The 16,794-nt window shown below is 40.7% G+C and carries 24 protein-coding genes; 16 read left to right on the forward strand and 8 right to left on the reverse strand.

Features of this window, described 5'->3' with window-relative positions; translation table 11 throughout:
• The first annotated feature begins 38 nt into the window (after positions 1–38).
• On the forward strand, positions 39–725 hold the full coding sequence (locus tag ACE1CD_RS33355) for a 2OG-Fe(II) oxygenase (RefSeq protein WP_374827484.1): 687 nt from the start codon (positions 39–41) through the stop codon (positions 723–725).
• Between the two features lie 82 nt (positions 726–807).
• Positions 808–1,590 carry a hypothetical protein gene (locus tag ACE1CD_RS33360; RefSeq protein WP_374801248.1) on the forward strand — a complete coding sequence of 261 codons (783 nt, stop codon included), beginning with the start codon at positions 808–810 and terminating at the stop codon, positions 1,588–1,590.
• A 257-nt stretch (positions 1,591–1,847) separates the two neighbouring features.
• Here the strand turns inward: ACE1CD_RS33360 and ACE1CD_RS33365 are convergent, their stop codons facing one another.
• Positions 1,848–2,522 carry an HAD family hydrolase gene (locus ACE1CD_RS33365; RefSeq protein ID WP_374827485.1) on the reverse strand — a complete coding sequence of 225 codons (675 nt, stop codon included), beginning with the start codon at positions 2,520–2,522 and terminating at the stop codon, positions 1,848–1,850.
• Positions 2,523–2,632: 110 nt separating this feature from the next.
• Between ACE1CD_RS33365 and ACE1CD_RS33370 the strand changes: the two genes are divergently transcribed.
• From ACE1CD_RS33370 to ACE1CD_RS33390, 5 genes are all read left to right on the forward strand, one after another.
• On the forward strand, positions 2,633–3,022 hold the full coding sequence (locus tag ACE1CD_RS33370; protein WP_374827486.1) for a DNA-binding protein: 390 nt from the start codon (positions 2,633–2,635) through the stop codon (positions 3,020–3,022).
• 39 nt (positions 3,023–3,061) lie between these two features.
• Complete coding sequence (locus ACE1CD_RS33375) at positions 3,062–3,394, forward strand: DUF6883 domain-containing protein (RefSeq protein ID WP_374827487.1); 333 nt, start codon at positions 3,062–3,064, stop codon at positions 3,392–3,394.
• A gap of 19 nt (positions 3,395–3,413) precedes the next feature.
• Positions 3,414–3,674: a DUF4926 domain-containing protein gene (locus ACE1CD_RS33380; protein WP_374827488.1), complete on the forward strand. Its 261-nt coding sequence runs from the start codon at positions 3,414–3,416 to the stop codon at positions 3,672–3,674.
• A 164-nt stretch (positions 3,675–3,838) separates the two neighbouring features.
• The gene (locus ACE1CD_RS33385) at positions 3,839–4,240 is read left to right on the forward strand and encodes a hypothetical protein (RefSeq protein WP_374827489.1); all 402 of its coding nucleotides are present in this window, start codon (positions 3,839–3,841) and stop codon (positions 4,238–4,240) included.
• Between the two features lie 126 nt (positions 4,241–4,366).
• Complete coding sequence (locus tag ACE1CD_RS33390; RefSeq protein ID WP_374827490.1) at positions 4,367–4,531, forward strand: type II toxin-antitoxin system PemK/MazF family toxin; 165 nt, start codon at positions 4,367–4,369, stop codon at positions 4,529–4,531.
• On the opposite strand, the gene ACE1CD_RS33395 is transcribed toward ACE1CD_RS33390, so the two are convergent.
• Entirely contained in the window at positions 4,483–5,037 is a 555-nt protein-coding gene (locus ACE1CD_RS33395; RefSeq protein WP_374827491.1) for a hypothetical protein, read from the reverse strand. The genes ACE1CD_RS33390 and ACE1CD_RS33395 overlap by 49 nt on opposite strands.
• Positions 5,024–6,142 (reverse strand): AAA family ATPase, encoded by a 1,119-nt coding sequence (locus ACE1CD_RS33400; RefSeq protein ID WP_374801259.1) that lies wholly within the window; start codon positions 6,140–6,142, stop codon positions 5,024–5,026. Before ACE1CD_RS33400 ends, ACE1CD_RS33395 begins: the two co-directional genes overlap by 14 nt.
• A gap of 252 nt (positions 6,143–6,394) precedes the next feature.
• Here ACE1CD_RS33400 and ACE1CD_RS33405 point away from each other — a divergent pair, with 252 nt between their 5' ends.
• The 4 genes from ACE1CD_RS33405 to ACE1CD_RS33420 all read left to right on the forward strand — a co-directional run bounded on the left by ACE1CD_RS33405 (position 6,395) and on the right by ACE1CD_RS33420 (position 8,920).
• A complete protein-coding gene (locus tag ACE1CD_RS33405; RefSeq protein WP_374827492.1) occupies positions 6,395–6,922 on the forward strand; it encodes a restriction endonuclease in 528 nt (175 codons plus the stop codon).
• Positions 6,919–7,479 carry a hypothetical protein gene (locus tag ACE1CD_RS33410; RefSeq protein WP_374827493.1) on the forward strand — a complete coding sequence of 187 codons (561 nt, stop codon included), beginning with the start codon at positions 6,919–6,921 and terminating at the stop codon, positions 7,477–7,479. Before ACE1CD_RS33405 ends, ACE1CD_RS33410 begins: the two co-directional genes overlap by 4 nt.
• A 184-nt stretch (positions 7,480–7,663) precedes the next feature.
• Complete coding sequence (locus ACE1CD_RS33415; RefSeq protein WP_374801265.1) at positions 7,664–8,239, forward strand: hypothetical protein; 576 nt, start codon at positions 7,664–7,666, stop codon at positions 8,237–8,239.
• Positions 8,240–8,326: 87 nt separating this feature from the next.
• Positions 8,327–8,920, forward strand: a complete 594-nt coding sequence (locus ACE1CD_RS33420; RefSeq protein ID WP_374827546.1) for a Uma2 family endonuclease — start codon at positions 8,327–8,329, stop codon at positions 8,918–8,920.
• Between the two features lie 54 nt (positions 8,921–8,974).
• On the opposite strand, the gene ACE1CD_RS33425 is transcribed toward ACE1CD_RS33420, so the two are convergent.
• A complete protein-coding gene (locus tag ACE1CD_RS33425; protein ID WP_374801267.1) occupies positions 8,975–9,328 on the reverse strand; it encodes a hypothetical protein in 354 nt (117 codons plus the stop codon).
• 111 nt (positions 9,329–9,439) lie between these two features.
• The gene (locus ACE1CD_RS33430; protein ID WP_374827494.1) at positions 9,440–10,741 is read right to left on the reverse strand and encodes a Tudor-knot domain-containing protein; all 1,302 of its coding nucleotides are present in this window, start codon (positions 10,739–10,741) and stop codon (positions 9,440–9,442) included.
• Positions 10,742–11,014: 273 nt separating this feature from the next.
• On the opposite strand from ACE1CD_RS33430, the gene ilvA reads away from it, so the two are divergent.
• The 3 genes from ilvA to ACE1CD_RS33445 are packed head-to-tail and all read left to right on the forward strand — an operon-like array spanning position 11,015 to position 13,285.
• Positions 11,015–12,526 (forward strand): threonine ammonia-lyase, biosynthetic, encoded by a 1,512-nt coding sequence (gene ilvA, locus ACE1CD_RS33435; protein WP_374827495.1) that lies wholly within the window; start codon positions 11,015–11,017, stop codon positions 12,524–12,526.
• 47 nt (positions 12,527–12,573) lie between these two features.
• Positions 12,574–12,963 (forward strand): type II toxin-antitoxin system RelE/ParE family toxin, encoded by a 390-nt coding sequence (locus ACE1CD_RS33440; RefSeq protein ID WP_374827496.1) that lies wholly within the window; start codon positions 12,574–12,576, stop codon positions 12,961–12,963.
• Complete coding sequence (locus ACE1CD_RS33445; RefSeq protein WP_374827497.1) at positions 12,956–13,285, forward strand: helix-turn-helix domain-containing protein; 330 nt, start codon at positions 12,956–12,958, stop codon at positions 13,283–13,285. Before ACE1CD_RS33440 ends, ACE1CD_RS33445 begins: the two co-directional genes overlap by 8 nt.
• Here the strand turns inward: ACE1CD_RS33445 and ACE1CD_RS33450 are convergent.
• Together ACE1CD_RS33450 and ACE1CD_RS33455 are read right to left on the reverse strand one after the other, a co-directional pair.
• A complete protein-coding gene (locus tag ACE1CD_RS33450; RefSeq protein WP_374827498.1) occupies positions 13,275–13,472 on the reverse strand; it encodes a type II toxin-antitoxin system HicB family antitoxin in 198 nt (65 codons plus the stop codon). The genes ACE1CD_RS33445 and ACE1CD_RS33450 overlap by 11 nt on opposite strands.
• A gap of 29 nt (positions 13,473–13,501) precedes the next feature.
• Positions 13,502–14,245 (reverse strand): hypothetical protein, encoded by a 744-nt coding sequence (locus ACE1CD_RS33455; protein WP_374827499.1) that lies wholly within the window; start codon positions 14,243–14,245, stop codon positions 13,502–13,504.
• Positions 14,246–14,411: 166 nt separating this feature from the next.
• On the opposite strand from ACE1CD_RS33455, the gene ACE1CD_RS33460 reads away from it, so the two are divergent.
• Positions 14,412–14,912 (forward strand): hypothetical protein, encoded by a 501-nt coding sequence (locus tag ACE1CD_RS33460; protein WP_374827500.1) that lies wholly within the window; start codon positions 14,412–14,414, stop codon positions 14,910–14,912.
• A gap of 127 nt (positions 14,913–15,039) precedes the next feature.
• Here ACE1CD_RS33460 and ACE1CD_RS33465 read toward each other — a convergent pair whose 3' ends face one another.
• Positions 15,040–15,321, reverse strand: coding sequence for a hypothetical protein (locus ACE1CD_RS33465; protein WP_374827501.1), 282 nt, complete (start codon positions 15,319–15,321; stop codon positions 15,040–15,042).
• 471 nt (positions 15,322–15,792) lie between these two features.
• Here ACE1CD_RS33465 and ACE1CD_RS33470 point away from each other — a divergent pair, with 471 nt between their 5' ends.
• Positions 15,793–16,788, forward strand: coding sequence for a glycosyltransferase (locus ACE1CD_RS33470; RefSeq protein WP_374827502.1), 996 nt, complete (start codon positions 15,793–15,795; stop codon positions 16,786–16,788).
• The last annotated feature ends 6 nt before the right edge of the window (positions 16,789–16,794 follow it).

Here is a 16,794-nt window from a genome sequence, read left to right on the forward strand (position 1 = left end):
TTACATTATTCAAGTTAAGATTAGGTATGTAGTTGGGCATGACGCCTAGAATAAGAGGCGTAAAGCCCAACTACGTACCCAGAAAGCAAATAACTAGCAACTTGCGTTACTATTCTCAACAACGGGACGCCTTCTCAATTAATTACCTCAATGACTTGCGCGGAGAGATTCTGGCGTGTCCTTATTTTGCTACTAATAACCTCAACCGCGACTTTATTGGTACTAAAGGGTTTTCGGTGGTGTTTCACCGATCGCACATTGGGGAAGTGGAACAGCGCTTTCCCTTCTTCAAACCTTATCTAGACCGAGCTTTACTACCTACGTGTAACGCTTTTTACCTCAATCCCCTGCTACTCAAGGAAGGTTCTCGCGTCGATCCGCATATCGATCGCTCTTTGCGATCGTACTGCAAAGCGATCGATCCTCCTATGTTTGTCAGCGTGCTTTACGTACAAGTCCCGCCCAATTTGGAAGGTGGAGAATTGGTGCTGCGGAATTACAAACAACAAGTCGGACAGATTAAACCGCAGGTTAACACACTGGTGTATTTTCAGGGAGATTTGACTCATTCTGTGAATGCTGTGAAAAGTTCTGGAACTCGTCTGAGTTTAGTTTGCGAACAATACAGTTTGAGCGAAACCGAACTGGAAGAAATTCCCTTATTCATCGTAGAATCTAGGGCAGTTAACGGCAAGCAGAAACAGCTTAAAAATAACATAAAATAACCATTGAATCTAGATGCCCGACTTCTTCAAGAAGTCGGGCATCTGGACAGCAAGTTTTACTTAACAAACGTAGGATTCACCGATGAACTATTTACGATTCCTCTCTTTTATTTTAATCGCCTTTGGTTTCATGCCAAGTTCTGCGATCGCATCCTATCAAAACACATCCGCAGACTTCACCGCTGCGAAATGGCAAGCCGTTCCAGAAACCGGATCTGAACCGATTTATATTGACACCAATAGCATAAAATTAGATGAAAGTCAAAGTGTAATTACCTTCGATTTGCTCGCACCTGACGGTAGTTACGGTCGCATAGAAACAGATTGCATTAATAACAAACAAAGGTCAATTCGTCAAGGCTCGTTTGAATCTAAAACTAAGGCTACTTTCGTTTCATTACCGAATGCAATATGGCAAAATATTGAAACAGATAGCTTACAAGCAACTATATCAGGTTATGTGTGTTCGTTAGGCGATCGAATTGAACCAGCCACTGATGAAGCATTTTATAACGCACAAGTACAACAGCTCGAAGAAATGACTGAAGGTTGCCAAGAAAAGAAAAAAACGCAAGGTAACATTACCTATCAAATTTGTACCATTAACGGTAAACCCGTGCAAGCTTCGGAAGCTCTCACCGAAGCGGGAGATGGTTTAGGATTTTGGTTTCAAAATAATAAAGTGAGGGCAATTCGCTTTTTCCATAATGGCGATCTCGCTATTTTCGATGAAAATGGACGTTTACAAGTTCGATTTTATGATGGGAATGAGATGCAAACTGATTTTACTGAAACAGAAAGGAAAGAATTAGAAGCAACTGCTAAAAACGGGTATCGGGATATTTTTGCGGTGTTTAAAATTTAGGGTTGTCAATAAGCCTAAAGAAACCGGGTTTATCTGCGTGAATTGCCAGAAACCCGGTTTCTGACCCTCTAGGAAGCCAGTCAAGTAAAAGAGGTTGACAAAATAAACATAATCTGTGTTCTATTTAGATCTCGGCAGGGCGAAGCATTCGGGGAGAAAGATTGTTCATAATTGCGATCGATTGTCGCCCGAATGCTTCGCCCCTACACAATACATATTTCGTTATTTTTGTCAATTTATTCTACTGGACTGGCGTTCTAGGAAGCCATTTCAGCTAGGGGAGAGCGATCGTACTGTTGCAGCAGATCCGCTGGATCGTCGTAGATTGCGATCGCATCAGACAATTGCTCATCGCTAAAACCACCACAACGAAAAGCAATAACTCCTACTCCCGCTTTTCCAGCCGACTCAATATCGTAAGGCGTATCGCCCAGCATCACCGCTTTATCCGGTTCCAAGTTAGCTTTTTTCAAAGCTACCTCCACAATATCCGGTGCTGGTTTTGAGTTTTCTGCATCGCTAGAAGTTGTATGTTCCGGAATTAAATCGTCTACATCGGCAATTTTGAGCAAAACATCCATCTCTTGCGAAGTAGCCGAACTAGCAATAATTAAATGTAACCCAGCGTCTTGCATCTTTTGAACTAACTCTCGCGAACCATTGGCGGAAACTAACTGGGAAGAGAATTTATCGATCATCAATTCCTTGCGGCGATCGGAAATTTGTTTGCCAACACCCTCCTCGCTATTGAGTTCCGCCACCATCTTCGGAATTATCTGATCGCCACCCATACCGATCAGGGGGCGCACTTTTTCAAACTGAATTTCATACCCATAGTGAGCAAATGCCTCTACCCAAGCTTGTGCATGAGCATCATTGCTTAAAATTAGAGTTCCGTCCACATCTAAAATTACACCCTCTAGCGGCATCATCTTCTCCTGCAACCTTTAATTGTTCGATATTGACATAGCGATCGCAAAGGCTCATCTATCTCTATGAGGAGAAGAGGCTTGACAACGAGTAACATATATGGTACTCTAATGTGCAGTATGAAATTTTAAAATATACTATATTAAAATCAGTAAAGCCATTTTTAAAAATAGCTATTATGGCATTAAATAGAGATTTCAAAGAAACGGTTAACGCAAGAATTCAGAGAGATACTGCATTTGCAACAGCCCTGCTTGATGAAGCTATTTACCTTTTTCTCAATGGTGAACCAGAAACGGCAAGACTTATACTAAGAGAGCTTGTAAATGCAACTATAGGGTTTGAACAACTGGCGATTAAAACTTCCAAACCTAGTAAGAGTCTTCACCGGATGTTATCTGCAAAAGGTAATCCTACGATGGACAATCTGACTGCTATATTTGATGTCCTTCGTAAAACGTTAAATGTGGATATCAAGGTTAAGACAGTTGCAAGATCTTAAAATGCCAAAGATTTAAACTAAATCAAGGATTAAGCTTCAATGAATCTTCCGAATGCAGAGAATGCCGTAGTCGATATTCGCAAGCTTCGTGACTATTGCCTGAATCCAGAGCATGATGATGGAAAACACAAAGCTCGACTTTTTTCATCCATACTCGGTATGAATGCGGATAATGCAGAGGAATTACGTCAGATTCTTCTTGAAGTTGTCAAAACTCACGAAGTTCAACTAGGACGGCGTGATGAATTTGGACAACGCTACACTCTAGATTTTATGCTGACATGGCAAAATAGAAGTGCCACTATTCGGAGTGGTTGGATTATTGAACACGATTCCGGTATTCCAAAACTAACGACCTGCTATCCCCTATAACATTTGGAGGTTAGATGAAATGAGGAAAAATACAGTCAAGTTGCTTGATGTGGTAGCACTAACAGTCGATCTCCCGGAATACAACTTATGGCAAGGTCAAGTCGGCACAGTAGTTGAGATATTGGCTAATGGGACAGCATTTGAGGTAGAATTCAGCGATCGCAATGGGCGCACTTACGAATCTATTGGTTTACGACCAGAACAGATTATGGTGCTACGATTTGATCCAGCATCACTTGAACTCAGGCCGGAGATTGTGACGGCGCAAGCAGGGGAATAATGATGGTGAAAAGATCGATATTACACTGGGCTTTGCCATCGACTAGCTGTTGGTATGGTAAATTAATGATGGGATTGTTTTTATATTATAAGGAAGTTTTCCCTACTTAAATTATAAATATGATATAGTCCCACGTAGCCCCATCAACAGCAGGAGGTATCTGAATGAATATTTTTTATAGTCAAGCCATGATTGAGAACCGCAAACTAAATTATGAGCGATTGCGAAAAGCTGGATGGGTTGCCGTTAGCATTCGCAAAATTACAGGAATCGAGCGTATTTACTCCCTTGGCTGGACACTCCAAAGTGAAATATGTCTACCATTTCCACCTAGAGTTGGGGATGAAATTAGTATAGCCGTCTTTGACACAAAAACACTAGAGAACTATGGGCTGGACAGTGGCTATACTGAATCTATCACTGTGAAGGTTGAGGCAGTTGAAATAGATTCAATCTCACCAGATGAGCCTGCTTATCGGGTGGAAGATTCACTCCAATGTCTCTATCTATATATTGATGTGAGTGTCACCGATATATCAGCCCTGCTCAACAATACCTCTGCCTAGCAAAGAAAGATTGAAATATTAAAATCTAGTTATGAAAACAGATATTTCTCTTCCAGACCAAATTTTTGAAGAGGCTGAGGCACTTGCTCAACAGTTGGGGATGTCTCTTCCAAAGGAGAATTGGTAGTGTATCGCGGTGAAATTTGGTGGGCGCAGCTACCCGATCAAATTGGTTCAGAACCGGGTTATCGTAGACCTGTGCTAATTATTCAAAGTTGCGATCGCACTTCTGCAAATCCTCCTTACTTTAACAGCATTAACAAACGCTGTAATTCCCCGCAAGCTGCCTGAAGAGACTCTGGTGCATTTTCAGATAATCTCTGAAAACGGCATTCCTCTGCCAAACTCTCAACATACGGTTTACAAAAAGCTTCATTATTCTCAAACTTGGCATAACTATCCTCCTCATTTACAAATTCTCCTTGCAAATAATGTATCCAAGTTTCTATATTTCGTTTAGGAATAAAGATTGCGATCGCTTCATCCGCTCGACGTTCTGGCTGGGAATCTTCACTCAGAGCATCTGCTAACTGATTTAGTCGTTCCTGCAATGTACCCGTATCTGCATCAATTAACACTACTAACCCAATTGAAACGCGGTTTCTATTCTGGCGATATGCTTTAACTTCCGCCGCATATTGAGTGCGTACATACTGTTCTCCAGATTGGCTACCCGAAGGGCAAATTTTTGCTCTAATTATACCAGCAAAACCTCGCATTTTTAGGAAATGCCGAGCAAAAACTTCCTGCTGTCTATCTTCGCAAAGGATAACAATCTGAACTCTACGCTGGCTCATTCAACCATCCCCTTGCAATTAATTCTGAAACAGGTAATCCAGAATTATCAGCCACTTCACCACTAATTCGTTTTACTCTTACAGGTGCATTGCTTTGTCGCTCAAACCAATAGCCAATAGGTGAAGCCAAAAGGTAATTAATTAGCTCAGGATGGTGAGAAATCAGTAAAGATTGCAATTTACCTTCGCTACAAAGGTCATAAAGCTGAATCAGCCAAGGTTGAATTTCCGGCAAAGCTAAAAAGTTTTCAGGTTCATCAATACATAAAGTATAGTCTTCCGATTTTGTCCCATAAATAAGCGTATATAAAGCAACTAAAGCTTTTTGTCCGTCCGATAATTCTCCCAGACGATATTCAATTGGTTTAACGCTATTACTCCCTCCTGAAAAACGTGATTTTAGTACTAGATTTTGCTCGCTAACTCGCTCAAACTTAAAGCTGTTGAAACCATCCAAAACATTTCGTAAAATATTGCCTATTTCAGCTACCTTGCCTTGATCGTCAGAGAGGTAACGATACCAAGAAACAAAGTTTTCCATCTTGGTAGTTAACCGCATTTCTTCTTGGTTACTTTCATCAACCATCAAGCTGGGAATGATTCGGACAATAATAAATCGTTTGAGCCGTTCTCTAAACCAAGTTAACTTCGTATTGTCATTTCTTGGCATCAAAGAAGGTAGCATCGACTGCGACCAATCAAATGAGTATTGAGGGCCTTCGGAATGATTGTCTCGATAAAGTTGAACTTCGCCTAGCTCAAATTTTAGTAAAGGTTGGTTATCATACCACAAACGCTCATACTCAACACGCGATCGATCGCGATCGCATCCAATCCCCAACTCATATTTATAAGTTCCGCCATTACCTATAATCTCTAACTCAAAACGTTGAATTTGCGAAGTTTGCCAGCGAGTGCAATCTGATGCTTTAAAAATTCCCTCTACCTTACTATCACCGCTAACAAATGCCTGAATTTTCTGCAATACTTCAAAAACAGTTGATTTCCCCGAACCGTTAGAACCGAGGAACAAATTAATCGCATCAACATTAAGTTCAAAATTTACCAAACAGCGAAAATTATCAATGTATATGCGTTTTAACATAAGTTTTTATGCTTAAAATGAAACAGAAATAACAACTAGGCACTCAGTTTACCACGATTCATCTGTTGAACGTACCAGAAGCGATCGAATTTAGTGTAAGGGATATTATACCCCAACTGCGGTATAATGAATAGTTAGATTAATTCTAGTCAGGCTCAGTCTGCTGTTTTTAAATCTGATAGAGTTAAGCAGATAACTTGAAAAGGTTTTGTTGGAGGATTAAAATAGGCGACAGCAGCAGAATACGAAAGTATGATTACATCGCTGCAATGGGATGGGTTAAGAAAGCTATGGGACAACATCGAGAATCGCAACACCCCAAAATGGGAACCGGGCAAAGCCTTTGAGTATCTCGTTATACGAGCATTTCAACTTGATGGTGCAGCGGTAAGATGGCCTTACAGAGTGAAGCTTTTTGGGGAAGAAGTTGAACAAATTGATGGTGTTGTCCATTGTTCTGGACTTTCTTGTTTAGTTGAAAGCAAAGACTTTGCAGACGAAACAAAAGTTAATATCGATCCTATTGCTAAACTCCGCAATCAACTTTTACGTCGTCCCGCAGGTACAGTTGGATTAGTTTTCAGTCGAACTGGCTTCACCGATCCAGCACGTTACCTTTCATACTTTTCGTTACCCCAAGCAATTCTGCTGTGGAATGGAGAAGAAATAAAATATGCTTTAGACAATGAAATAATCTGCGAATTATTAACCCTAAAATATCGTCAATGTGTAGAAAATGGATTAACTGATTACGATGTTAGAGAGAGATATATCCCATGATTGCTTACATTGTTTGCGAAGGCCCTTCCGATGCAGAATTACTTAAAACTGTGTTGCCTAAAAAATTACTAAATGATGTGGAAGTTGTTGCAGGTGGTGGAATATCTGCTGTCAAGTCACTTGCGCGATCTCTCGTTGTGCGTCGGCAAGTACCAGTGATTATTGTAGTTGATGCAGATTCAGTAGTGCAAGAATTAATTCAAGAACGCCTCAAAAGCATTGAAGAAATAGTCGGAGGCGTAGCTGCTAATACACCAGTTAAAGTGGTGCTTGCTGTCCCTGAAATGGAAGCGATCTTTTTCCAAGATGCTTCTCTTCTTGCACGGGTACTAAGATACGAAACTCCTCAAAATTTACTTAATTTGGCAGTTTTTCAACCTAAAGAAGCTTTACACCTATTGCTTTCTCAATCAGAAAAGGACAATCATCTATCTCCATTAGAAATTATAGCTCGATTATCTAATGAAGATACTGAAATTTTACGTAAAACTCCGTTTATTCAAGAAATAATTAATTTTCTTGAATCTGTACGTGAAACAGCAAAAATTCAGTCTTGATGATGCACCAATCTAATGCTTTTACTTCCACCGAATATTGAGTGGGTGCATACTCTTGTCCAGATTGGCAAACCTGCAAGTACCTGAGACTGGTTAATTTTACGGTAAGCTCGATCGCACAACCAACCCCTCAACTCCCCCCAACCTACGGCACAATAAGAATGAGGTCAACAAGGGAGGGGCTATGTCTAAGCGCAAAAAGCACGATCTCCAATGGATTAAAGAAACCCTAGAGTTAAAAGAAGACCACAACTGGAAATCAGCGCCAGGAACTCGCATCTTTGTCGCTGGGCGGGGGGCTGTTCGCTTCGATGTCCCGGAAGATTGGTATTTTGAACCGGATGAGAAGTCGTTCCGGTTTTTGGACAAAAAGCCACCTAACGATGATTGTCGTTTAGAAGTTTCGTATAATTTGTTGCCCCCAGCTGATTGGACAGATTTTCCGCTAGTTCCCCTATTAAAAAAGCTAGTTCGAGAAGATGAACGAAAACCGATCGAACAAGGCGAAATTATTAAACTCAAGCGCCAAACAGCCCGCGTCGTTTGGACTCAATTCAAATTTATCGACCCGCAAGAAAACCGCGAAGCTTATTCCAGAATTTGTATTGGTTTAGGTTCTGGTGTTCAGTGTTTGATTACTTTTGATTACTGGGTAGACGATGCGGAACGCTTGACTCCCGTATGGGATACGGTGATGAATTCGTTAGTTCTCGGTTTGTATATCAGCGATCCTCGCACGGGATTTGCATTACCCGATTAGTAGTTTAATAAGAAACCGGGTTTCTTTTGGTGAAAAACCCGGTTTCTGTGTAATTGCGAAAATTTGGGAGATTAAAATCAAATGATTATGCAGGCTGAAGATAAAAAATATTACACCCCTGAAGAATACCTCGATTTTGAAGTTAATTCGGAAGAACGCCATGAATACATCGACGGGGAGATTGTTCTGATGACTGGTGGTTTGCCAAATCACAACCAAATTGTTGGTAACCTATCTGCTGCCCTAAATATTGCTCTAAAGCGCCAACCGTATCAAGTCTTTGTCGCAGATCAACGTCTTTGGATTCCCAAGAAACGCATCCATACTTATCCTGATGTGATGGTAGTTCAGGGTGAGTTGGTATTCCAACAAGGACGGCGAGACACAATTACTAACCCGTTAATCATCGCTGAGGTTTTGTCCGATTCAACCAGAAATTATGACAAAGATGCGAAATTTTCAGCTTATCGCACTATGGGCAGCTTTCAAGAATATCTCCTCATCGAACAACATACTATGCACGTCGAGCAGTTCTTCAAAACTGATAATAAACGCTGGACTTTTGCTGAGTATGATGATGCTGATGAAACGATTTCGTTAAATTCTATTTCTTTTCAAATCACGCTGGCAGATATTTACGATAAGGTTGAGTTTGAGGTAATAGAAAGTAGCGAAGATTAGGAATATTTTTGAACGCAGATGAACGCAGATAGAAATAGGCTTTGATAACAGTGATTAGGAATCGGTCATTTTACCTTTGACAATTAGGTAAATAGACCCTGGCAACCAGAATAAAAGTGCTGTTCCTACTTGAAAAAAGTTCCCATTGTGGAAAGCTTCATATAAATAATAGATGGTGGAAAGTAGACCGATCGCACCAATTATTCGCAGTGTATATGGGTGACTTTTGGGGAAAAAACAAAAGATGGCAATAACAACGCACACTCCCACCAGTCCGGCTGTACCCCAATAGAATAATGGTAGATTTTCAGGGGGTCTGGTGGCTAAGATCTCTCGCATTTGCACGATTAGAGAAATACCTGCAATTACGGAGAGGAAACCTAAAATATTGTAGAAAGTTCTGTTCATAATTTTCAATTGTATATGATGATATATACACTTTAAAAGATAATCATTTATAGATACCCGACTTCTTTGAGAAGTCGGGTATCTTAACTTACTACCTACTTACCAATCCCCTTACGAAATTTCATCTAAATCGACCCACTCATCATAGGACGAGTCATAATCGAGGTAATGTATAAAGTATTGATTGCCTCGGATTTCCTGAATGGTTGCTGTATACCAATCCTCTTCATCATCATCCCAAACTTTTATCTTTTGACCAACTGCATATCCATTATCGTCGGATGAACTATGTTCGCGAGAACGCACATCTTCCTCATCAACCCAATCGTCATCAGATGAACCGTAACCAACGTAATTAACAAAGTATTCGTTCTTTTTAGTTTTCAGAATGGTTGCTTGATACCAATCTTCGTCGTCTTCATCCCAAACTTCTACAGTTTGACCGACTGCATACCCACTAGCCGATTGTCCACCCGACGAGCTATGTTGGGGAGAACTTTGTTTTTCTTGTTCGATTTCTGCTTTAACTAAAGTGTGAGCTTGCAAAATTAAACGGCGAGCTACAGTTTGAATCCCGGTATGCTCGTAATAATTAGTAGTTTGATCCAAAAATGCCGCTACGAAATCTAAATTATCATCAGCAATTTGGATAAAGCTACCCACATGACTGAGGATGGCTTGGGGAGTAACGCCTGTGTTAGATATTAAGCCGTTCATCCAACCTTGCACGGCGTTGAAACTCTGAGTAATAAAACCGAATTTATCAGAGGGATTACTACCGGGCAGATAGTTTTGGACGGCTGTAAAGGCAGGATTTTGAGCGACTGCGCCAGCATTTGAACCGCTAATAATTTGGTGTATTTTGCTCAAGAAGTCTGGCCCTAATGGGAGCATTCCATCTAGGCAGACTAGAGCGATCATCCGCATCATAGCAGCATCTTGATAATTGTTGCTGAGAGAGTTAACAAACTCTTGCGGGTTGGGATTAGGAATACCGTTAAGTTTGCAGAAGGCAATAATTTCGACTGCTATTTTCAATAACAGATCGACAGTTTGAGCGGTGTCTGCTTTGGGAGTAATATTACCTAAAAAAGAGAGGAAACTAATTTTTTCACTTACTTTATTGGCTAAAGCCGCCGTTCCCATCGCTACGTCTGCTTTATCAATCGCCTGATAAAGTTGGATGGCAGTTTGGTAGCCTTGTTGAGAATCTTGATATAAGAATGCAGCTCGATCGCGAATTTTTTGGATTACTTTGGCATCGCTTTCTCCGGTAATAGCACTGATACTGTTATCAAACCCCACCAAATTATTCCATTGACCTGGGACAACGAAATCCAGAGCTTTTAAAGCTTTGACAGTAATACTATCATTTGGTAATTCGTCAACTAGCTGAATAATGGATTTGCCCATGTGTTTATTCTGGAACTGTACAACGCAATAATCTTATTAAATTCTAAGATATCCCCAAAAAGGGGAGTAATTCATAATATTTAATATGAGGATAAGATTTAAAGTTTTATTAATAATTGGAAGTAAAAAAATAAAATAAAAAAATAATTAAATATTACTGGCCGATCGCATAGCAATCCGGATAATTCGAGCGATCGCTTGTATGGCCCGCAGAATGGGTATACACATAAAGTAAGATTATATTCATCTGCCATTTGCCAACCCCTTGACCCCATGTTCTGCGACTACCTGGTTCAAATCCTCACCGCCCGCGTCTACGATGTTGCGGAAGAAACGCCTCTAGACTATGCCCCCAACCTCTCTGCACGCCTGAATAACAAACTTTTGCTCAAAAGAGAGGATATGCAGTCTGTCTTCTCCTTCAAGCTGCGCGGTGCATATAATAAGATGGCGAATTTGCCGCCGGATAAGTTAGCACAGGGGGTAATTGCTGCTTCGGCGGGAAACCATGCCCAAGGAGTTGCCCTTGGTGCTAGGAAATTGGGAACTACAGCGATTATTGTGATGCCTGTCACGACACCGCAAGTTAAGGTGGATGCGGTGAAAGCTAGGGGAGGAGAGGTGGTGTTGCATGGCGATACCTACGATGACGCCTACGCTTATGCCCGTCAGTTGGAAGCAGAGAAAGGGTTAACTTTTATACATCCATTTGATGACCCTCATGTGATTGCCGGACAAGGTACGATCGGCATGGAAATTCTGCGACAATATCAGCAACCGATTCATGCTATTTTTGTGGCGATCGGCGGTGGCGGATTGATTTCGGGAATTGCGGCGTATGTGAAGCGGATACGCCCGGAAATCAAGATTATCGGCGTCGAACCGGTGGATGCCGATGCCATGTATCGATCGCTCAAAACTGGCAAAAGGGTAAGATTGCCGCAAGTGGGCTTATTTGCTGATGGTGTAGCCGTGCGGGAAGTGGGGGAAGAAACCTTCTGGCTGTGTCAGCAATACGTAGATGAAATTGTGCTAGTCGATACCGATGCTACCTGTGCGGCGATAAAAGATGTGTTCGAGGATACGCGATCGATCTTAGAACCAGCTGGTGCGTTGGCGATCGCAGGTGCAAAAGCTTATGTCGAACGAGAACAAATCGAAGGACAAACATTAGTTGCCGTCGCTTGCGGTGCTAATATGAACTTCGATCGACTCAGATTTGTCGCAGAAAGAGCAGAATTTGGCGAACGTCGCGAAGCCATTTATGCCGTCAATATTCCCGAACAACCGGGCAGTTTGCGTAAGTTTTGCGAATGTCTTGGCAGACGCAATCTAACTGAATTTAGCTATCGCATTGCCGATGAAAAAGAAGCGCATATTTTTGTCGGCGTGCAAATTCAAAACCGTGCCGACGCAGCCAAAATGGTCGAAAGTTTTGAATCCTGTGGTTTCAAAACTATTGATTTAACCGACGACGAACTAACCAAATTACATTTGCGTCACATGGTAGGCGGACGTTCTACCCTCGCACACCATGAATTGCTCTACCGTTTTGAATTTCCCGAACGTCCTGGTGCATTAATGAAGTTCGTCAGTTCGATGAGTCCGAACTGGAATATCAGTATGTTCCACTATCGCAATAACGGTGCAGATTACGGGCGAATTGTGGTAGGAATACAAGTGCCACCCGACGAGATGAAAGAGTGGGAAGCTTTTCTCGATACGCTGGGATATCGCTATTGGGATGAAAGCAACAATTTGGCTTACAAGTTGTTTTTGGGTTAGGACTGTATCCCTTGACAATAATATGCCATAACTAGCATATTTAAGATATGAGTTCATCGTTGAAACCAGTTGAGTGGGTTGGAAGTTCCTTGGAAGATTTGAGGGAGTTCCCAGAGGACGTTCAGCAAGTCGTGGGCTATGCCTTGTACTTGGCTCAATGTGGGGAAAAGCATCCTTCAGCCAAACCACTCAAAGGATTTAAAGGTGCTGGAGTTCTTGAAGTTGTGGAAGACTTCGATGGAGACACTTATCGAGCGGTTTACACGGTGAAACTCGCAGGCGTTATTTATGTTTTGCACGCCTTTCAGAAGAAATCGAAACACGGTATTGCGACGCCTAAGCAAGATATTGAATTAATTGAAACAAGACTTAAACGGGCAAAAGAGCATCATTTAGAAAACTATAGCAAGCAGCAAAAGGGAGAGAAAAATGACTGAGGAAATCAAAGTACAACCAAGTAGCGGCAATGTGTTTGCTGATTTAGGTTTAGAAAACGCTGATGAATTGCTTGTGAAAGCAGAACTCGCCCGTAAAATTAGCAGCATAATTACCAATCAAAAGATGACGCAAGCTGAAGCAGCAGACCTTTTAGGAATTGACCAAATAAAAGTATCCTATCTCATAAACGGAAAATTTTCTAGCTTTTCGACTGTACAGATGTTTCGCTTTTTAAATTCTTTAGGTCGAGATGTAGAAATTGTCGTGAAAAGTAAACCTAAATCTCGCTTAAAAGCTCAAACGCGGGTTGTTAGTACGTAATCAAAGTAATCGATTTTGGTAGTGGTTCGCCAGTAGCTTCGTAAGCCATAATTAGCGACTCCAAAGCTTCAGTGCCATTGGCAAAAGCTTCCTCATAACTATCACCATGAGTCTGCCAACGCTGTCCGGGAAAATCAGGAAATCCCACTAAGAAGCAGTTATCTTCATCAGACCATTGAATGAGCATTGGCTACTTAAATTTAATCATTTTTTGCATTACTTTTTTGGTAATAAATATGTTAAAAACACCAAAATCGCCACTATTAGACCTATAATCTTTCCTAAAGAACTAAAGCCAAACATCGCTGCAACAACTAATCCAGAAATTCCACTTCCAATTAAGAGTATTGTTACTCCTAAGAGCAAAGCTATAGAAAAGTTAAATATTCCCTGGCCTAATTCTTCTAGGCTTATTTTTCTTGCTTCTTCAGCTTTTGCTTCCTCTAATTGCCTTTTATTTCGTTCTTTTTCTTGTCTTTTTTGCTGTCTTTGTTTTTCTTCTATTTCCCAATTTGGATAGGCTTTATTCGCACACAATTTATGATAAATTTCATAATCATACTTAATTTCAAAACCTTTTAATACTGTATTTCTACAAAGTTTGCATCTACCAGCATAATATTCGTTTGTCATAAAGTAATGACCGCATTTAGGACAAGTTGGAGTTGATGTAGAATGTGAAATTGTTATATTTGTTTGACAAACTGGACATTGGTAAAAAATTTTTTGGTTTCCAAGTACTTCTTCCTTAACCCAATTAAGGCATCCTTCGTGAGCAGAGTAAAGAGGTTCACCTTGAGAATCTAAAACTTCTATAGCTCTTGACTTCCGCAATTTATTCTTACAGATGTGACAAGTAATACCAAAAGGCGATGTTGTCTGGCAATGGGGACATTGGTAAGCAGAAGAACTTATTTTTCTTTCACATTCAGCACAGTTAGTTAAATAAGGCTGGTTCATACTACCGACTTTGTGTTAAGTATTAATCCGATGCTAGACCGATCGCACCAAACTGAAAAGTAGAAAAAGACTGATTTATGTTAATTTTTTTGAAAAAGACGGATTAAGACAGAAAAAGACGGATTAAGACAGCTATAATAACTGGGTTACTCTCACACCCCAGATTATGCAGGTTGATGAAGTATTGGAATTTGTCGATCGATCTGTATACGCCAAGACAGGCACACATCTCAATGACTTGCAGCGTGGAATTATCGAGGGAATACTGAAGCGCCAAAAATATGCCGAAATTGCAGACAATAATGGTTGTTCAGCAGGTTATGCTAAGGATGTCGGTTACAAGTTGCTGCAAATGTTATCTGATGTCTTTGATGAATCTGTTAATAAAAGGAACCTGAAATCAGTGCTAGAACGGCAAGGAAATATAAAGATTATTTTTAATAAAAATAAAACTATCGACAATAACATGATTGGCTATATCAACATTTGTTCTGAAAAACCCAACTTCATTCCAGATAAAATTCAATCAGAAAGTGCTAATTTTCAGCAAGAAAGCAAGCATCAAGCTAATATGGAAACTATTGATAAATTACGACAGTTTGGCTTAAGCGACGAACAAATTGCAGCAGCGTTAAACTTACCTTTGGAGGTGATTAAGCAGATTTGACAAGTAATAAGTAAACTATCACCATTTTGGCGTAGTTTTCGCATAGCTGACCTAATAGTTGGATGAAGTGAGTGAGAGCGATCGACAAGGCGCAACAGCACGTTAGTATCGACTAAGTACATCACAGTTATGGGTGTTCCTCGTAAATGCCAGCGCGACTCACAGCATAATCTGATAGTATAGGCACATTACCTCTTACACAAGCCTCGAATTGATCGGCTAAATTATCTGCGATCGCTTCAAATTCTTCATACTCCTTTATAAATCTCTCATTTTGAGATTCCGCTTGCTTTGATGTTGAATCTTTTCTATGCCAAGTTAAAAAATCTACGAAATCAAGCACTTCCTGAAGTTTGGCTTCCGGTAAAGAATGTAGCTTGTGTACAATTTCTTCAATTAAGAGTTCCATAAATCCCGTAACTATGCAAGTAACTTTGGCTTTTCTTGTGGTACTAAAATTAAGTAACTGTTAACCGTTGACGATATCAAAATTTTAGCACTTATCATATCATGTCCGCTAGCTTCGGTTGTGTATATTTGTAGGGGCGAAGCATTCGGGCGACAATTGCTCGCGAAAAACGCTAGATTTTATATCCGAATGCTTCGCCCTCCCCTTACGCAACCGATGCAACCAGACACGATATCAGAACAGTTTTAGATCCACAATAACAGTATAAGCAGCCTGACTGGGGCAGGTATGCGACAATGGTACGATTAAAAGTGTGGCAATCGATCGATCGCTTTTATCCAGGTGAACTTGCGGCGGATGACTTAATAGAATAATGGCTTATTCTGCAAAAATAGCTCATATTACCATCTGTATGATAAGTTTGAGCGGGTAGGAGCGCCTACAGCTAATCTTGCATAGGAAAGTCGCATTATGAGAAAACTTTACTTTTTACTTCCCGGTACAGGTAAAAAATTTGCTTGCGGTGGTCTTTGGGCAGAGTTAAAAACATACAATCTCGCTAAGCAAATTTGCAATGCGGAAGTCGTGACTTATCGCCAGCGGGAAAAAGACACGCTTTTCTTGGATGACCTGCTGAAAGAGCCAAATTTAGATGATGTTATTTTGGCGATTAGTTGGGGATTTGATGTCCCTAAACTAGCTGCCAAGCTAAAACCATATAATGCGATCTATCACGCCCACAGCAGCGGGTATGGATTCAAGCTTCCGGCGAGTATTCCAATTATTACAGTTAGTCGCAATACGATGGGATATTGGGGACAAAAATCTCCACACTCGCTTATTTACTATTTGCCAAACCAAATTTCTGATGAATTTCAAAATTTAAACCTTGAGCGGGATATTGATGTTTTAGTCCAAGTCCGCAAATCTTCTGAATATCTCTTGCAAGAATTGATTCCGGCTTTGCAGAAACAATTTAAAGTCTGCGTTGTTGATTCCTATGTAGAAGATTTACCCGGTCTTTTCAATCGGGCAAAGGTTTATTTGTATGACTCCGCCGAGTACTGGGCGCTACAGGGAGTGAGCGAAGGGTTTGGTTTGCAACCAATGGAAGCGATCGCGTGTGGGTGTCAGGTATTTTCCAGCGTCAACGGTGGGTTATCCGATTATTTAGATCCCGGATTTAATTGCTATAAAATAGCCGGATACTCAAAAGAGTACGATCTCCAGCGCATCCAGAAAGTGCTGGCAAGTTCAGCACCGATCGTACTACCGGAATATTTTTTGGCCGAGTATCGTTATGAAAATATCATTAAACGGTTAAATGTTATTTTGACCGATATAAATGAGTTTTTCGATATGAAAAAAGAGCAGCAATCAAATATCAAGAGCTTAACGAGAATGCGGATGGCGAAATTACTGACGCAAAGGATTGTTGGTAAACTGAGGAAGAAGTTTTTTAGTTAAGGGTAG

Origin of the sequence: Aerosakkonema sp. BLCC-F183 (genome assembly GCF_041929145.1) — a bacterium.
Classification (GTDB): Bacteria; Cyanobacteriota; Cyanobacteriia; order Cyanobacteriales; family Aerosakkonemataceae; genus Aerosakkonema.

Bases quoted from the DNA above. Each gene is read 5' to 3' on its own strand.
- ACE1CD_RS33385 (WP_374827489.1), top strand. From the start codon at position 3,839: ATGAATATTTTTTATAGTCAAGCCATGATTGAGAACCGCAAACTAAAT.
- ACE1CD_RS33460 (WP_374827500.1), top strand. From the start codon at position 14,412: ATGCAGGTTGATGAAGTATTGGAATTTGTCGATCGATCTGTATACGCC.
- ACE1CD_RS33455 (WP_374827499.1), bottom strand. From the start codon at position 14,245: ATGAACCAGCCTTATTTAACTAACTGTGCTGAATGTGAAAGAAAAATA.
- ACE1CD_RS33470 (WP_374827502.1), top strand. From the start codon at position 15,793: ATGAGAAAACTTTACTTTTTACTTCCCGGTACAGGTAAAAAATTTGCT.
- ACE1CD_RS33355 (WP_374827484.1), top strand. From the start codon at position 39: ATGACGCCTAGAATAAGAGGCGTAAAGCCCAACTACGTACCCAGAAAG.
- ACE1CD_RS33365 (WP_374827485.1), bottom strand. From the start codon at position 2,522: ATGATGCCGCTAGAGGGTGTAATTTTAGATGTGGACGGAACTCTAATT.
- ACE1CD_RS33430 (WP_374827494.1), bottom strand. From the start codon at position 10,741: ATGGGCAAATCCATTATTCAGCTAGTTGACGAATTACCAAATGATAGT.
- ACE1CD_RS33380 (WP_374827488.1), top strand. From the start codon at position 3,414: ATGAGGAAAAATACAGTCAAGTTGCTTGATGTGGTAGCACTAACAGTC.
- ACE1CD_RS33395 (WP_374827491.1), bottom strand. From the start codon at position 5,037: ATGAGCCAGCGTAGAGTTCAGATTGTTATCCTTTGCGAAGATAGACAG.
- ACE1CD_RS33375 (WP_374827487.1), top strand. From the start codon at position 3,062: ATGAATCTTCCGAATGCAGAGAATGCCGTAGTCGATATTCGCAAGCTT.
- ACE1CD_RS33440 (WP_374827496.1), top strand. From the start codon at position 12,574: ATGAGTTCATCGTTGAAACCAGTTGAGTGGGTTGGAAGTTCCTTGGAA.
- ACE1CD_RS33445 (WP_374827497.1), top strand. From the start codon at position 12,956: ATGACTGAGGAAATCAAAGTACAACCAAGTAGCGGCAATGTGTTTGCT.
- ACE1CD_RS33410 (WP_374827493.1), top strand. From the start codon at position 6,919: ATGATTGCTTACATTGTTTGCGAAGGCCCTTCCGATGCAGAATTACTT.
- ilvA (WP_374827495.1), top strand. From the start codon at position 11,015: ATGTTCTGCGACTACCTGGTTCAAATCCTCACCGCCCGCGTCTACGAT.
- ACE1CD_RS33405 (WP_374827492.1), top strand. From the start codon at position 6,395: ATGATTACATCGCTGCAATGGGATGGGTTAAGAAAGCTATGGGACAAC.
- ACE1CD_RS33465 (WP_374827501.1), bottom strand. From the start codon at position 15,321: ATGGAACTCTTAATTGAAGAAATTGTACACAAGCTACATTCTTTACCG.
- ACE1CD_RS33425 (WP_374801267.1), bottom strand. From the start codon at position 9,328: ATGAACAGAACTTTCTACAATATTTTAGGTTTCCTCTCCGTAATTGCA.
- ACE1CD_RS33400 (WP_374801259.1), bottom strand. From the start codon at position 6,142: ATGTTAAAACGCATATACATTGATAATTTTCGCTGTTTGGTAAATTTT.
- ACE1CD_RS33415 (WP_374801265.1), top strand. From the start codon at position 7,664: ATGTCTAAGCGCAAAAAGCACGATCTCCAATGGATTAAAGAAACCCTA.
- ACE1CD_RS33360 (WP_374801248.1), top strand. From the start codon at position 808: ATGAACTATTTACGATTCCTCTCTTTTATTTTAATCGCCTTTGGTTTC.
- ACE1CD_RS33450 (WP_374827498.1), bottom strand. From the start codon at position 13,472: ATGCTCATTCAATGGTCTGATGAAGATAACTGCTTCTTAGTGGGATTT.
- ACE1CD_RS33420 (WP_374827546.1), top strand. From the start codon at position 8,327: ATGCAGGCTGAAGATAAAAAATATTACACCCCTGAAGAATACCTCGAT.